Source organism: Pseudomonas sp. AU12215 (assembly GCF_001675465.2).
Classification (GTDB): Bacteria; Pseudomonadota; Gammaproteobacteria; order Pseudomonadales; family Pseudomonadaceae; genus Pseudomonas; species Pseudomonas nitroreducens.
The window spans coordinates 21,574-36,640 of record NZ_MACM02000155.1; the positions used below are offsets into that span (position 1 = coordinate 21,574).

The 15,067-nt window shown below is 64.7% G+C and carries 16 protein-coding genes; 12 read left to right on the forward strand and 4 right to left on the reverse strand.

The window, feature by feature from the left end:
• Positions 1-204 precede the first annotated feature (204 nt).
• The 7 genes from A9513_RS23845 to A9513_RS23865 all read left to right on the forward strand — a co-directional run bounded on the left by A9513_RS23845 (position 205) and on the right by A9513_RS23865 (position 4,881).
• Complete coding sequence (locus A9513_RS23845; protein ID WP_065085762.1) at positions 205-510, forward strand: aspartate-semialdehyde dehydrogenase; 306 nt, start codon at positions 205-207, stop codon at positions 508-510.
• A gap of 48 nt (positions 511-558) precedes the next feature.
• Positions 559-1,158, forward strand: coding sequence for an alpha-ketoglutarate-dependent dioxygenase AlkB (locus A9513_RS23850; RefSeq protein WP_065085763.1), 600 nt, complete (start codon positions 559-561; stop codon positions 1,156-1,158).
• Positions 1,155-1,316 carry a hypothetical protein gene (locus A9513_RS36200; RefSeq protein ID WP_089285726.1) on the forward strand — a complete coding sequence of 54 codons (162 nt, stop codon included), beginning with the start codon at positions 1,155-1,157 and terminating at the stop codon, positions 1,314-1,316. The genes A9513_RS23850 and A9513_RS36200 overlap by 4 nt, the downstream gene beginning before the upstream one ends.
• Positions 1,317-1,531: 215 nt before the next feature.
• Positions 1,532-1,642, forward strand: coding sequence for a cytochrome c oxidase subunit CcoM (gene ccoM / locus A9513_RS36735; RefSeq protein WP_024764625.1), 111 nt, complete (start codon positions 1,532-1,534; stop codon positions 1,640-1,642).
• A 182-nt stretch (positions 1,643-1,824) separates the two neighbouring features.
• Positions 1,825-3,813: an FUSC family protein gene (locus A9513_RS23855; RefSeq protein WP_065085764.1), complete on the forward strand. Its 1,989-nt coding sequence runs from the start codon at positions 1,825-1,827 to the stop codon at positions 3,811-3,813.
• Complete coding sequence (locus A9513_RS23860) at positions 3,800-4,009, forward strand: DUF1656 domain-containing protein (RefSeq protein ID WP_024764623.1); 210 nt, start codon at positions 3,800-3,802, stop codon at positions 4,007-4,009. Before A9513_RS23855 ends, A9513_RS23860 begins: the two co-directional genes overlap by 14 nt.
• 14 nt (positions 4,010-4,023) lie before the next feature.
• The gene (locus A9513_RS23865; protein WP_024764622.1) at positions 4,024-4,881 is read left to right on the forward strand and encodes an HlyD family secretion protein; all 858 of its coding nucleotides are present in this window, start codon (positions 4,024-4,026) and stop codon (positions 4,879-4,881) included.
• Here A9513_RS23865 and A9513_RS23870 read toward each other — a convergent pair.
• The 3 genes from A9513_RS23870 to A9513_RS23880 all read right to left on the reverse strand — a co-directional run bounded on the left by A9513_RS23870 (position 4,862) and on the right by A9513_RS23880 (position 7,603).
• On the reverse strand, positions 4,862-6,040 hold the full coding sequence (locus tag A9513_RS23870) for an MFS transporter (RefSeq protein ID WP_065085765.1): 1,179 nt from the start codon (positions 6,038-6,040) through the stop codon (positions 4,862-4,864). The two genes, A9513_RS23865 and A9513_RS23870, sit on opposite strands and share 20 nt — an antisense overlap.
• 142 nt (positions 6,041-6,182) lie before the next feature.
• On the reverse strand, positions 6,183-6,653 hold the full coding sequence (locus tag A9513_RS23875) for a MaoC family dehydratase (RefSeq protein WP_024764620.1): 471 nt from the start codon (positions 6,651-6,653) through the stop codon (positions 6,183-6,185).
• Complete coding sequence (locus tag A9513_RS23880; protein WP_024764619.1) at positions 6,650-7,603, reverse strand: alpha/beta hydrolase; 954 nt, start codon at positions 7,601-7,603, stop codon at positions 6,650-6,652. The genes A9513_RS23875 and A9513_RS23880 overlap by 4 nt, the downstream gene beginning before the upstream one ends.
• 306 nt (positions 7,604-7,909) lie before the next feature.
• Between A9513_RS23880 and fadD2 the strand changes: the two genes are divergently transcribed.
• Positions 7,910-9,598, forward strand: coding sequence for a long-chain-fatty-acid--CoA ligase FadD2 (gene fadD2, locus A9513_RS23885; protein WP_065085766.1), 1,689 nt, complete (start codon positions 7,910-7,912; stop codon positions 9,596-9,598).
• 78 nt (positions 9,599-9,676) lie between these two features.
• On the opposite strand, the gene A9513_RS23890 is transcribed toward fadD2, so the two are convergent.
• Positions 9,677-9,925, reverse strand: coding sequence for a YdcH family protein (locus tag A9513_RS23890; protein WP_024764617.1), 249 nt, complete (start codon positions 9,923-9,925; stop codon positions 9,677-9,679).
• A gap of 509 nt (positions 9,926-10,434) precedes the next feature.
• Here A9513_RS23890 and fadD1 point away from each other — a divergent pair.
• The 4 genes from fadD1 (at position 10,435) to A9513_RS23910 (ending at position 14,925) form a co-directional block, all read left to right on the forward strand.
• A complete protein-coding gene (fadD1, locus tag A9513_RS23895) occupies positions 10,435-12,120 on the forward strand; it encodes a long-chain-fatty-acid--CoA ligase FadD1 (RefSeq protein ID WP_065085767.1) in 1,686 nt (561 codons plus the stop codon).
• An 84-nt stretch (positions 12,121-12,204) separates the two neighbouring features.
• On the forward strand, positions 12,205-13,890 hold the full coding sequence (locus A9513_RS23900) for a methyl-accepting chemotaxis protein (protein ID WP_024764615.1): 1,686 nt from the start codon (positions 12,205-12,207) through the stop codon (positions 13,888-13,890).
• A gap of 286 nt (positions 13,891-14,176) precedes the next feature.
• Complete coding sequence (locus tag A9513_RS23905; protein WP_024764614.1) at positions 14,177-14,428, forward strand: GlsB/YeaQ/YmgE family stress response membrane protein; 252 nt, start codon at positions 14,177-14,179, stop codon at positions 14,426-14,428.
• A gap of 11 nt (positions 14,429-14,439) precedes the next feature.
• Entirely contained in the window at positions 14,440-14,925 is a 486-nt protein-coding gene (locus tag A9513_RS23910) for a hypothetical protein (protein ID WP_065085768.1), read from the forward strand.
• Positions 14,926-15,067: the final 142 nt, after the last annotated feature.

Consider the following 15,067-nt stretch of genomic DNA (forward strand, 5'->3'; position numbering starts at 1 on the left):
TACCGGAACGCGCAGCGTTCAGCGATGGCCGTAGGCGCCTCCGGTCGTCCGAAATGTCGCTACGGCCGCCGGCAGGTGCCGGATTTCACGGCAGATTCATCGCGAATCGAACAAAGTGTAGCGAGGCGGGCTCAAGTCTCTAGCGCTGCCGCCGATAGCCTGACAAGAGGACTTCCCACCGAGCTTCGGCGCAGGAGCATCCCGATGCTGCCACTTGTACCGACCCATTTTGCCCCCGTCACTGCCCAGCAGGACCTGCCCAGGCCGCGACCGGATGTCGCCCCGGTGACGCCACCTGCGCCCAGCGCGGGCAACGCTGGTGTGGAGCTGGAGCGCCGTCCGGACGAACAGGCGCTCAAGGACGAGTACCAGCGCCGACGCAAGCGTCGCGAGCAGACCGACGGCACGCCCGAGGGCGAGGCGCTGGAGGAGCTGGAAGAAGTCGAGGAACTGGGGGAAGGCGTGCAGGCCGCGCCGCGCAAGGGACTGTGGATCGATGTCGAGGTCTGACTTCCCGGGGTAGTAGACTCTGTCCATCGCTGAATGCCCGAGCCTTGCATGCTGTTCGACGACGCCCCCATCCTGCTGCCCGATGCAGAGCTGCGCCTGATTCCCGACTGGTGCCCGCCGCCGCGTGCCGCCCGTTGGCTGGCGCAGTTGCTGGCCGAGACGCCCTGGGAGCAACCGCTCGTCCGTCTGCACGGCCGTGACTACCCGGAGCCGCGCCTGGTCAATTGGTACGGCGATCCCGAGGCCTTCTATACCTATTCCGGCCTGACCCACGCGCCGCTGCCCTGGACGCCGCTACTGGCGGAGATTCGTGCCGCGGTGGAGGCGGCGGCCGGGCAGCGCTTCAATGGCGTGCTGCTCAACTACTACCGCGACGGCCAGGATTCCATGGGCTGGCACAGCGATGACGAGCCGGAGCTCGGACGCAATCCGGTGGTGGTCTCGCTGAACCTGGGCGGGACCCGGCGCTTCGATTTGCGGCGCAAGGGGCGAAACACAATCGAACATTCCATGGAGCTTTCCGGCGGTTCGCTGCTGGTCATGTCCGGCGCGACGCAGCATTATTGGCAGCATCAGGTCGCCAAGACGCGCCGTCCGGTCGCGCCGCGCCTGAATCTGACTTTCCGCCTGGTGCATGCCCTGCCATGAGCAACGACGACAAGCTGATCGACTTCACCGCCGAGCGCGACAAGCGCATCCACGACGTGCACGAAAAGCGCCTGCAGGATGTGCGCAAGGCCTTCGAGCAGGCACTGCCGCTGGGCAAGTCGCGCAAGAAGGGCAAGAGCAAGCCGAAGAAGCGCTGAGCTTCTTCGCCTCCAATCCCCCGCTTCACCCGCAAACCCCCGCCCTGCGCGGCTTCCCGCCGCACCCCGTCCCCTCCGAAACTTGACCTGCGTCAGTGCTCCGGGCCTCCCCGGAAAGCGCCTTGTCGTCCATTGATCCAGGTCAATTTGCACCGCCAGGCCGCCGGTAATCTGCACACATCCCCAGACGATGTAGGCAACAGGAGGCCAGCATCATGTTCATCGACGAAGTGGTTCTCGCAGGCATCCTTACCGTCGGACTGATGGTTGTTTTCTTCGGCGGGGTTGGAATTTTCATCTGGAAGGACAGCCACAAGAAGAGCTGATCCTTACAGATTCACAGAGCACGCAAGGCACTTCGGGCGACTTAGGTCGCCCGTTTTTTTTGCCCTGACGAAAGTGGGGATGACATATTGTTAGCTTGCTAATAATATGAACGGAAACGATTCCATCATCCTCTTTGCCGGCTATCTTTAAGCGATAGACCCGGACCCTTTCGAGAGACCGCGTGCGACCTACGCTGCAGGCATTCCTCGCGCCGGATACGCTGGCGCTGAAATTCGCAATCAAGACCCTCCTGGCCGGTGGTCTGGCGCTCTGGTGCGCCTTCCGCTTTGACCTTGAGCAGCCGCAGTGGGCGCTGATGACCGTGTTCATCGTTTCCCAGCCGCTGTCGGGCATGGTGGTGGCCAAAGGGCTTTTCCGCCTGATCGGTACCGTGGTCGGTACCGTCATGTCGGTGGTGATGATCGCGCTATTCGCCCAGACGCCCTGGCTGTTCCTGCTGGCCATCTCGCTCTGGCTAGGGCTCTGCACGGCTGCGTCGACGAGCCTGCGCAACCACGTTTCCTACGCCTTCGTGCTATCGGGCTACACCGTGGCGATCATCGGCCTGCCGGCGATCAACCATCCGCTGGACGTGTTCGACCAGGCCGTGGCGCGCAGCACGGAAATCTGCCTGGGGATCCTCTGCGCCTCGGCCATCAGCGCCATCCTCTGGCCCCGTCGCGTCGAGGCCAACCTGGACAAGCAGGCCCAGGCCACCTGGCTTACCGGCATGCAGGCCGCGCGCAGCGAGATCGATGCCGACGCTCGGCAGATCAAGGGACTGCTGCAGGCGCTGGGCAAGATTGTCGAAGTCGACGTGCAGCGCGACCATGCCTGGTTCGAGGGCTATCGCGGACGCATGCGCTCACGCGCGCTGCGGATTCTTTCCCGTGACTTGCTTAGCCTGCTGCGCACCGCGCGCGGTGTAGCGCGCCAGCGCAGCGTGCTGGACGCGGAAGACCGTGCCCGCCTGCAGCCCTGGTTCGAGGAGCTGCGTGCCGCGCTGGAAAATCCCCAGGTCGATGTGATGCATGGGTTGCAGGAGCGCCTGCAGAAGGCCGGCACCGACGACAGCTATTCCAACGACCTGCGCTACTGCCTGACCCGTTGTGCCTTGTTGCTGCGCAAGGCGGTGGATTCGGAACGGACCATGCGTGCGGTAGCCGACGGTCGGGTGGACGATGTTGCCACCGGTACCCTGTCCTGGCACCGCGATGGGCTGATGGCGCTGTTCTACGGCCTGCGCAGTGCGCTGGCGTTACTCGGCATGTCGGCCTTCTGGATGGCCACGGCCTGGCCGGCGGCCACCGGCGGCATGCTGCTGGCGGCGGTGATCTGCAGCCTGTTCGCAAACCGCGACAATGCCGTCACCATCGGCCTGGGTTTCCTGCGAGGCATTCTCTACGCGATCCCGGCGGCTGCCATCGTAAGTCAATGGCTGCTGCCGCAGTGGAACGGCTTCCCGCTGCTTTGCCTGGCACTGGGCGTGCCGCTGTTCTTCGCCTTGCTGGGCATGGCCACGCCAGCGCTGGCGGGCACGGCGACGTCCTTTTCGATCCACTTCATCACGCTCGTAGCGCCCAGCAACGTGATGAAGTACGACCTGGCCAACCTGCTTAATTCGGCCCAGGGCATCGTCATCGGCGTGGGCTTTGCGGTGCTGGTGTTCCGCTTGCTGACCTTGCCGGCGGACTGGCTCAACCGCCGGTTGATCCAGGCCACCTGCGAAGATCTCGGACGCCTGACTCGGCGGCCGCTGGCCGAAGCCGAGAACTGGTTTGGCGGGCGCATGGCCGACCGCCTGATCCGTCTGGCGCGGCACTACACTCTGTTGCCCAAGGAAGAGCAGCGGCGTTGGCAGGACGGCCTGTTCGCCCTTGACCTGGGCAATGAGCTGATCCACATGCGAGCCTGCCTCAACGGCGCCCAGGGGCAGTTGCGCAAGCGTCGTGATCAGTTCCTCGGTGCACTGGGCAGCGTGCTGGAAAAGGGCCCTGGTGCGGGCCGCGAGCCGCGCCTGGAAAGCCTGTGCCCGCCGCTGGAGGAAGCCCTCGCGCATGATCTGCAGGGTGACGACGAATCCAACCGCCTGGCCCGTGCCGCGCTGGCGCAATTACGCCATACCTGGCGCCAGTGGTGCCGTCTGGAGGACGCCAATGGGACTGCATGAGTTCGGCTGGGGTGGCGTGTTTCTGAGTCCGCTGTTCATCTACGCGGTGCTGGCCCTGGGCCTGACCGTGGTTTTGCGCCTGCTGCTGCAGGCCACCCCCTTCGGACGCTGGATCTGGCACGAGGCGCTGTTCGACTGCGCGTTGTTCGTGCTGATTCTCTGCGCCATTACCTGGGCGCTCAGCGCTGTGCCCTGAGAGGAGAAGTTTGTATGCGCGGAACCTTTCGCGTAGCGGTCACCGTCATCCTGGTCATTGCCGCTGTCATGGCCGGCACCTGGCTATGGCGCTACTACATGCTGTCGCCCTGGACCCGCGATGCGCGCGTGCGCGCCGATGTGGTGGTGATCGCCCCGGACGTATCCGGCTGGGTCACCGACCTCGCCGTGCAGGACAATCAGCAGGTCAAGGCCGGTGACCTGATCATGCGCATCGACCACGAGCGCTATGCCGCCAACCTGGAGCAGGCCAAGGCCGTCGCCGAGACGCGCCAGCAGCAATATCGACTGCGCCTGAGCGAAGCCTCGCGGCGCAACAAGCTGGGCATCGCCGCCATCAGTGCCGAGGACAAGGAGACCGCGCAGATCAACGCCGCCATTGCCAAGAGCGAGTTCGACGAGGCCCAGGCCCAGGTGCGGCTGGCGCAGCTCAACCTGACCCGCAGCGAAATGCGCGCCCCTCGCGACGGCCAGGTCACCAACCTGCGCCTGGCCCAGGGCAACTATGCCCAGGCTGGCCAGCCGGTGATGGCGCTGGTGGACCAGAAGTCCTTCTACGTCACCGCCTACTTCGAAGAAACCAAGCTGCCCGGCATCCGTGTCGGCCAGCCGGCGCAGGTGGTGTTGATGAGTGGCGACATCGCCATCGACGGCACGGTGGAAAGCATCAGCAGCGGCATCACCGACCGCAACGCGATCCCCGACAGCCAGTTGCTGGCCAACGTCGAGCCGACTTTCAACTGGGTGCGCCTGGCCCAGCGCATCCCGGTGCGCATCCGCCTGGGCACGGTACCCGAAGGCGTACACCTGAGCGCCGGGATGACCGCCAGCGTCACCGTGAAGGAGCGCTGAGCCCCAGCGCATGCGGTTCGCGCCCGAGCCAGCAGGAAAGTGCCGCGCACAGCACCGACGCGCTTACCAGGCTGACGCCGACCCAGGGCGTCCAGACGATGCCGGCCAGGCTGATCACCGCGCCGCCCAGCGCCGCGCCGAGGGCAACGCCCAGGTGCATGGCCGAGGTGTTCAGCGCCACGCCGGCGCTGCCGCTGGCGGGGTCGCTGGCGAGCAGGTAGCTCTGCACCGCTGGCGAAATCATCCAGCTGATGGTGCTCCAGACCATCAGCGCGCCGAGCAGCAGCCACGGATGTCCGAGGCTCAGCGGGATCGCCGTCATCGCCAGGGCGAACAGCACCGGCACCACGATCAGCGCGCGGCGCTGGCCGAGCCGGTCGCTCAGCCAGCCACCCAGATAACCGCCGCCGATGGCCGCCAGGCCGATCAGTAACAGGGTCAGCGCAATGCTCTGGCTGTCAGTGATCCCGGCGACCTGCTGGAACCAGGGCGTGATGTAGGCGAACAGGGTGAAGTGACCGCCCAACAGAAGAATCGACACCAGTTGTGCGAGATTCAGCGCCGGACTGCGCAACTGGCGCCTGTACGCTGCGCCATTGGCCGGGCTCTCCAGCTTGCGGCGGGGCAGGGCGAGCAGCAGCAGGGCGGCCAGTGGCAGCGAGTAAAGGGCGATGGCGGCGAAGATCCAGCGCCAGCCGAAACAGTCGTTGACCAGTACGCCGGCTGGTACGCCGAACACCAGCGAGCCGCTGATGCCCATGAAGATCAGGCCAATGGCGCGCCCGCGCTGGCCCGGCGGCGCCAGCTCCACCGCCAGCAGGCTGGCCTGCATGATCAGCAACCCACAGCACGCGGCCATGCCGATGCGCATCAGCAGCAGTGAGGCGTAGTCGGGACTCAGCGCGGCGCCAGCATTGAACGCGGCAAACACCAGCAGGGTGATGAACAGCAGCCGCCGGCAATCGGCGCCACGGGTCAGCCAGCCGAGCAACGGCGCGGCGATGGCGAAACTCAGGGAAAACAGGCTGGTGAGCTGGCCGGCGAGGCTGAGCGAGACATTCAGGTCGTCGGCGAGAGAGGGCAGGATGCCGGTGAGGATGGCCTCGGCGAGGCCGGCGGCGAAGGTGCAAAGGGACAGCAATAGCAGTCGAAGGTCCATGGCGGCTCCGATTCCCGGTGAGGGGTTTCGGGCACGAAGCCTTCGGTTATCCCGGATGGATGTGAGGTGACGGGGGCAGGGTAGTCGAGGGGAAAACTGTATACAAGTTTCCGGGGCCGGATGGCCGGCCCCGGAATTTGCATCAGCCGATGGTGATCGGCGGCAGGGCGGGCAGTTCGATGTCGAGTTTCTCGGTCGGCGCCATCACTTCGGCCTCGCCTTTCACCACGGCCTTGCCGTCCTGGTTGAGCACCACGGTGCCGATGCGCACGCGGTTCTTCGGCAGCTTTTCCAGCACTTCCAGTTCCACCGTCAGTTCGTCACCGAGCTTCACCGGGCGGGTGAAAGTCAGGTTCTGGCCGAGGTAAATGGTGCCCGGGCCGGGCAGGGTGGTGGCGATTGCCGCGCTGATCAGCGCGCCGGTGAGCATGCCGTGGGCGATGCGCTCCTTGAACTGGGTGGTGGCGGCGTAGTCGGCGTCCAGGTGCACCGGGTTGCGGTCGCCGGAGACCTCGGCGAACAGCTGGATGTCGCGTTCGCCGACGCTGCGCTTGAAGTTGGCCTTCTGGCCGACTTCGAGTTCTTCATAGGGGACGTTCTGCACGGAAGTCATAGGGGCTCCTCGGATTTCTCGACCTGCGGGACCGGGCACTGCACGCCCAGCCAGTCGATCAGGTTGTGGATGACCTCGTCGCGGTTGCTCTCGTTGAACAACTCGTGGCGAGCGTCGGGATAAATCTTCAGTTGGACGTCACGAACCCCGGCGCGGGTCATCGCCTGGGCGAGATCGCGCAGGCGCTTGCCCTGGCTGACCGGGTCGCGTTCGCCGCCGATCACCAGCACGGGCAGGTCGTGGCGGATGCGCGAGAGATGTTCCACCGGCGTTATATCAGCCAGGCCGCCGAGCAGGTCCACCCACAGCTGGTTGCTGCAGCGGAAGCCGCAGAGCGGGTCGGCGACATACTTATCGACTTCGACGGGGTCGCGGCTGAGCCAGTCGAAGGCTGTACGGTTTGGCTTGAAGGCCTTGTTGAACGAGCCGAAGGACAGCAAGTCGATCAGCGCGCTTTGCCCCAGCGGGCCCTGGCGCCAGCGTTCGAAGCGGGCGATGGCGCGAGCGCTTTTGTACAGCGCGACCGGCTGGTAATTGGAGCCGGACAGCACCGCCGCATTCACGCTGGCGCTGTGTTGCAGCAGGTAGGCGCTGCCAATGTAGCTGCCCATGCTATGGCCGAGCAGGATGATCGGCAGGTCAGGGTGTTCCTCGCGCACATGCTGGTTGAGCGTGTGCAGGTCGCCGATCACCTTGCCCCAGCCGCCGCGGTCGGCGTAATGGCCCAGCTCGCCGTTCTCGGCGGTGCGGCCGTGGCCGCGCTGGTCGATGGCATAGAGGTGATAGCCGGCGGCGTTCAGCGCCAGGGCCAGGCGCTCGTAGCGGCCGGCATGCTCGGCCATGCCATGGGACAGCATCAGGGCCCCGCGGGACGGGCTTTCCGGCGCCCAGTGGCGGGTGTAGAGCGGTGTCTCGTCGCTGGCGGCGAGCCAGTAGGCGGCGTAGGGCATGGGGTCCATCCTGCTTCTTGTTCGTCGATTCTTATTGGAATGGGGCCATGGAGCGGGCCAGACGGGGCGATTCTGCCACGCCGGGACATCTTCTGTATGGATTGCCGATAGCTCCCGGCCATTGTCGTGCAAGTCCCGTCCCAGGCGGCCGCCGGCTCTATCCCGCGCCGTGCCGGGATGGTGGAGCAAGATTCACGCAGTCTATGACGCCGCCTGGAGTCTTTGCGATGACCAAAGGAACTGCTAGCTTCCGTCGAATGACCGCAATGACGGTTCGGTTTCGCTCAGGTACGAGGACAAGAATAAATGCAACCTGATTTCTGGAACGACAAACGCCCGGCCGGCGTGCCCAGCGACATTGACCTGACCCCCTACAAGTCGGTGGTGGAAGTCTTCGAACGCTCCTGCAAGAAGTTCGCCGACCGCCCGGCCTTCAGCAACATGGGCGTGACCCTGACCTACGCCGAGCTGGATCGCCTGTCCGCCGCCTTCGGCGCGTACCTGCAGAAGCACACCGACCTCAAGCCCGGCGACCGTATCGCCGTGCAGATGCCGAACATCCTGCAATACCCCATCGCCGTGTTCGGCGCCCTGCGCGCCGGCCTCATCGTGGTCAACACCAACCCGCTCTACACCGCCCGCGAGATGCGGCACCAGTTCAAGGATTCCGGCGCCCGCGCGCTGGTCTACGTGAACCTGTTCGGCAAGCTGGTGCAGGAAGTGCTGCCCGACACCGGCATCGAGTACCTGATCGAAGCGCAGATGGGCGACCTGCAGCCGGCGCTCAAGGGCCTGCTGGTCAACACCGTGGTCAAGCACGTGAAGAAGATGGTGCCGGAGTACAACCTGCCCCAGGCCGTTTCCTTCAAGGCAGCGCTGCGTCAGGGCCGCGGCCATGGGCTGCAGCCGGTCAAGGTCGGTCTGGAAGACATCGCGGTGCTGCAGTACACCGGCGGCACCACCGGCGTGGCCAAGGGCGCCATGCTCACCCACGGCAACCTGGTGGCGAACATGCAGCAGGTGCATGCCTGTCTGCAGCAACACGGGCCGGACGGCAAGCCGCTGATGCAGGTCGGCAACGAGGTGATGATCGCGCCGCTGCCGCTGTATCACATCTATGCCTTCACCGCGAACTGCATGTGCATGATGGTCAATGGCAACCACAACGTGCTGATCACCAATCCGCGCGATATCCCCGGCTTCATCAAGGAACTGAAGAAGTGGCGCTTCTCCGCGCTGCTGGGTCTGAACACCCTGTTCGTCGCCCTGATGGACCGCCCCGAATTCAAGGAACTGGACTTCTCCAACCTGAAGGTCACCAACTCCGGCGGCACCGCGCTGGTTACCGCCACCGCCGAGCGCTGGAAGGCCATGACCGGTTGCACCGTGGTCGAAGGCTACGGCCTCACCGAGACGTCCCCGGTGGTCAGCACCAACCCCTACGGCGACCAGGCGCGCCTGGGCACCGTCGGCATCCCGGTGCCGGGCACCGCGCTGAAGGTGATCGACGACGACGGCAACGACGTCGGCCTGGGCGAGCGTGGCGAGCTATGCGTGAAGGGCCCGCAGGTAATGAAGGGTTACTGGCAGCGCGAAGAAGCCACCGCCGAGGTGCTGGACGCCGAAGGCTGGCTGCGCACCGGCGACATCGCGGTGATCGACCCGGACGGCTTCACCCGCATCGTCGACCGCAAGAAGGACCTGATCATCGTCTCCGGCTTCAACGTCTATCCCAACGAGATCGAGGACGTGGTCATGGCCCACCCGAAAGTCGCCAACTGCGCGGCCGTGGGTGTGCCGGACGAGAAATCCGGCGAGGCGGTGAAGCTGTTCGTCGTGGCCCGTGAGGGGGGTGTGACCGTCGAGGAGCTCAAGGCCTACTGCAAGGAAAACTTCACCGGCTACAAGGTGCCCAAGCACATCGTGCTCAAGGACGCTCTGCCGATGACGCCGGTGGGCAAGATCCTGCGCCGCGAGCTGCGCGAAACCGCCTGAGGCGAGCGTGAATGAAAAGGGGGGGCTGATCCTGAATCAGCCCCCCCTTTTTTATGGCGTATTGTCGACGCGAGTGGGTCAACCACCACAGCCGCCGCTGCCGCACTGGCAGCAGCCGTCTTTCTTGCGCAGGATCTCGTAGAGATCGTCCTTGAGCTGCAGCTTCTGCTTCTTCAGTGTCTCTATGGTGTCATGGCTGGCGGGAGTGATCCCCGCTTCCATGTTCTTGATCTGCTGGTCGAGGTCGTTGTGGCTGTGGAACAGCTTGGCGAAATGCGGGTCTTCGGTTTTCAGACGGGTAATCTTTTCGCGGAATTCGGGAAACATGAGGGTTCTCCAGGAGAGTGCATAAGCACTGTGCGGGAACCTTAATGGTCCGGTGTTGAGGTAGATCATTGAAGGCAGCGTACCCGGGCGCGCCGCCTGAGACGCTGTTCACAGCAGCCGCCGGCGGCGAATCGCTTCAACCGCTTGAGCCATGCGAAACCGGCCTATCCGAAACTGCGATTTCAACCTTCCGAGCGGGACCTGGCCTGAACACCGGTCCCCGTTCTTTTTTCCGGTTTCATTTCCCTGAAACCCACTTTGTCAGACAATCCAACAAGGCTGCGAGCCTTCTGGGACGGGCTTTTCCGACGAATGGGAGATTGGTGACCGGAAAGCCTGTCTTCGGTCATTTTTCTTACGGACAAGGCTGTGTTTGGTGCTGGTCGCTGTTTCCCAAAGCTGATAATCTCGGCCCGCTTTTCGCTCCCCGAGCCGGGGGAAAGCGACATAAACACAACAAAGAACCGCGAACGCGGTAAAGATGAGCTGTTGCTTAGGAGTGGGCTTCCATGACCGACAATTTCTGGAAGGACAAATACCCAGTGGGGATCGCTGCCGAGATCAACGCTGACCAGTACCCGAACATCCTCGCGGTACTCAAAGAATCCTGCCAACGTTTTGCAGACAAGCCTGCCTTCAGCAACCTGGGCAAGACCCTGACCTACGGCGAGATGTACAAGCTCTCCGGGGACTTCGCCGCCTACCTGCAGCAACACACCGACCTCAAGCCCGGCGACCGCATCGCCGTGCAACTGCCCAACGTGCTCCAGTATCCGATCGTGGTCTTCGGCGCCATGCGCGCGGGCCTTATCGTGGTCAACACCAACCCGCTGTATACCGCGCGGGAAATGGAGCACCAGTTCAACGACTCGGGCGCCAAGGCGCTGGTGTGCCTGGCGAACATGGCTCACCTGGCCGAGGAAGTGCTGCCCAAGACCGGCATCCGCAACGTCATCGTCACCGAAGTGGGTGACATGCTGCCGCCGCTCAAGCGCTTCATCGTCAACTTCGTGGTCCGCAACATCAAGAAGATGGTGCCGGCCTACAGCATCCCCAACGCGCAGAAGCTCATCGACGTCCTGGCCAAGGGCCGCGGCAAGGCGGTGGCGGAAGTCTCGCCCAAGGGCGACGATGTAGCGGTGCTGCAGTACACCGGCGGCACCACCGGCGTGGCCAAGGGCGCGATGCTGACCCATCGCAACCTGGTCGCCAACATGCTGCAGTGCAAGGCACTGATGGGCGCCAACCTCAATGAAGGTTGCGAGATCCTCATCACCCCGCTGCCGCTGTATCACATCTACGCCTTCACCTTCCATTGCATGGCGATGATGCTCACCGGCAACCACAACATTCTGGTGACCAACCCGCGCGACCTGGCCAGCATGGTCAAGGAGCTGTCGCAGTGGAAGTTCACCGGCTTCGTCGGCCTGAACACCCTGTTCGTCGGCCTGTGCAACAACGAAGGCTTCCGCAAGCTGGACTTCTCCGCGCTGAAGCTGACCCTCTCCGGCGGCATGGCCCTGCAGCAGGCTGCTGCCGAGCGCTGGAAGGACGTCACCGGCTGCGCCATCTGCGAAGGCTACGGCATGACCGAGACCAGCCCGGTGGTGTCGGTGAACCCGTTCCAGAACATCCAGATCGGCACCATCGGCATCCCGGTTCCGTCGACCCTCTGCAAGGTCATCAGCGATGACGGCCATGACCTGCCACTGGGCGAGCGTGGCGAGCTGTGCGTCAAGGGCCCGCAGGTGATGAAGGGCTACTGGCAGCGCCAGGAAGCCACCGACGAGATCCTCGACAAGGATGGCTGGCTGCGTACCGGCGACATCGCGATCATCCAGGAAGACGGCTACATGCGTATCGTCGACCGCAAGAAGGACATGATCCTGGTGTCGGGCTTCAACGTGTACCCCAACGAGCTGGAAGACGTGCTCGCCACCCTGCCGGGCGTGCTGCAGTGCGCCGCGATCGGTATCCCGGACGAGAAGTCCGGCGAGGCGATCAAGGTCTTCGTGGTGTCCAAGCCGGGCGTCACCCTGACCAAGGAGCAAGTCATGCAGCACATGCACGACAACCTCACCGGTTACAAGCGTCCCAAGTCCGTGGAATTCCGCGACAGCCTGCCGACCACCAACGTTGGCAAGATCCTGCGCCGCGAATTGCGCGACGAAGAGCTCAAGAAAATCAGAGCCTGAGCCGATAGATAAGAAACCCGCCGCAAGGCGGGTTTTTTGATGGGGCAAGGAAGCCATGTCCCCTATCCGCCTGAGGTGAACGCCTTGAACACTGCCCTTCGTTTGCGCGCCAAGGTCCTGCTCCTGGCCATCGTGCCGATCCTCCTCCTCACCCTGCTGCTGTGCGCGATTTCCACCGTTGCCTTGAAGCAACTGGCGACCCAGCAGGAAGCGCAGATCCGCGAGAACCTTACCCAGGACCGCGAAGCCCAGCTGAAGAACTTCGTCGACGTGGCACTGGCCGCCGTCGGGCCTGTCTACCAGGCCGCTGCTCAGGGCGATGCCGCGGCGCGCGAACAGGGCATCGCCATCCTCAAGCGCCTCGAATACGGCAAGGGCGGCTACTTCTGGGGCTACGACACCCGCTCCATCCGCGTCTTCCAGGGCACCAGCGACGAACGCCTGGGCGAAGACTTCAGCGGCTATCGCGATCCCAACGGCGTCTACGCCATCCGCGAACTGGTGGCGGCGGGGCAGAGCGGCCAGCACTACGTGCGCTACAGCTTCACCCTGCCGGGCGGCAATGCCATCGTGCCGAAGATCGGCTACGCGCATTACCTGCCCAAGTGGAACCTGGTGTTCGGTACCTCCCTCAACCTCGACGACGTCGAGCGCGAAGTGAAGGAGGCCGGTGCCGCTTTCGATGCCAAGATCGATAACCTGCTGCTGCTCATGGGCGGCGGGGCGCTGGCGCTGCTGGTGGTGATCGGCCTGCTCGCCGGACTGTTCAGCCGCGCCATCGTGCAGCCTATCGTGCAGGTCCGCGATAACCTCGACGACATGGCTGCCGGTGATGGCAACCTGACCCATCGCCTGAACCTGGGCCGCCATGACGAGCTGGGTGAACTGGCCGGCTCGTTCAACCGTTTCGTCGAGAAGATTCACGTACTGGTGCAGCAGGTCGCCGGCACCACGAACCAGCTGTCGGGTCTGGTGGGCGATGTGGCCCAGCAGGCGCAGCGCTCCGAACGCGCGATGGACGGGCAGCGCCACGAGACTGACCAGGTCGCCACCGCCATCAACGAAATGACCGCCGCTGCGCAGGAAGTGGCGCGCAGCGCACAACAGGCCGCCGACGCAGCGCAACAGACCGACCGCGAAGGCCAGGCCGCCAAGCGCGAAGTGGACCTGTGCGTCTCGCAGATCAACGACCTGGTGGGCGAGGTGCGCAGCAGCAGCGACTCCCTCGACACCCTGCGGCAGGACGTGCAGGGCATCGTCGGTGTGCTGGAAGTGATCCGTTCCATCGCCGAGCAGACCAACCTGCTGGCGCTCAACGCTGCCATCGAAGCGGCCCGCGCCGGCGAGGCCGGGCGTGGTTTCGCCGTGGTCGCCGACGAAGTCCGTGCCCTGGCCAGCCGCACCCAGCAGAGCACCGGGGAAATCCAGCAGATGATCGACCGCCTGCGCGGTACCACGGAAGGCTCGGTCAGTGCCATGCAGCGCGCCAGCGACATGGCCGAGCGCACCCGTGGCCAGGCCAACCAGGCCGGCCAGTCGCTGGACGCCATCGCCCAGCTGATCGGCACCATCAACTCGATGAACGCGCAGATCGCCAGCGCCGCCGAGGAGCAGACCGCGGTGGCCGAGGAGATCAACCGCAGCGTGCACCAGATCGCCGGCGGCGTGGAGAGCGTGGCGGACGACGCAGCCAAGGGCGCGCGCACGGCGACCGAGCTGAACGGCCTGGGCGAGCGCCTGCGCCAGCTCGTGGGGCAGTTCCGTATCTGAGCGGAGCCGCGCGCTGGCGGCATCGCATTGCTAGGGAATCGCAAGCGCCCATGGATGGGAGCTTGCGCTCCGATTCGGGGACGCCAGGCCAGTGGCGTATTCAACGGCGGTCCGAACAACCGGCTCCTTAGCCGATGGCACGTCTGCCCCCCAGATCGTTCACCGGCGCCTCCGCGCTGGAGACAGTCAACATTCCCCGCGGTACTTTCGGAAATCACCGATACCTCCATGGCAGCGCTGCTCGTAGCCTCGGCCGACGTTCCCACTGTCACGGAGTTCTAGCGCCATGCACCTCATCTGGACAATCTGTATCGGCTTCGTTGCGGGGCTTGTTGCGCGGTGGCTGGCACCCGGGAACAACTCCCTGGGCTTCTTCATCACCGCTGCCCTGGGTATTGCCGGCGCGCTGCTGGCGACCTTCGCGGGCCAGGCCTTGCACTTCTACCAACCCGACGAGTCCACGGGCTTCATTGGCGCGGTGATCGGCGCCGTAGCCCTGCTCGTCCTCTACCACCTGCTGTTTGCCAAAAAGAGCTGAGGAAATTCGCCATGAGTCTGATGGATTCGTTGTTGCAGCAAGTGGTCGGTGCCGTCGGTGGCAATCTGGACGAGCACCTTGAAAATGCGCCCGCCGGCGCACTGGGGCAGAGCCTCACCGCCATGTTCCATTCCGATCAGACGCCGCCTTTCGCCAACACGGTGAGCCAGTTGTTCGGCCAGTCCAGCGATGTGCAGCGTGCGGGCATGCTGAATCAATTGCTGGCTGCCGCTGGCCCGGCACTGCTCGCCCAGATGATGAGCGGCGGCCTGGGCAAGGTGCTGCAGCCGGGCGCGACGCAGCTGACGCCGGAACAGGCCGGGCAGTTGAGCGCGTCGGAGGTGGAGGTGATGGCCGCCCAGGCGGAAAAGGCCAACCCCGGCGTAGTCGAAAGCATCGGCCACTTCTATGCCCAGCATCCCACGCTGATCAAGACCCTCGGCGGCGCGGCACTGGCCATTGCCCTGGCCAAGCTGCGCGAGCACCAGCAGGCCTGACTCCCGGCGGGGCGCGACGCCCCGCCAATACGGGCCGCAACGCATTCGGCGTGGCGGCCCTTGCCGGTCCTCTGCGACAATCCACGGATTGTCGCCATGACAGCCCATTTTCCGGGACCGGCCTCGCTCGTTTGCGCTGCGC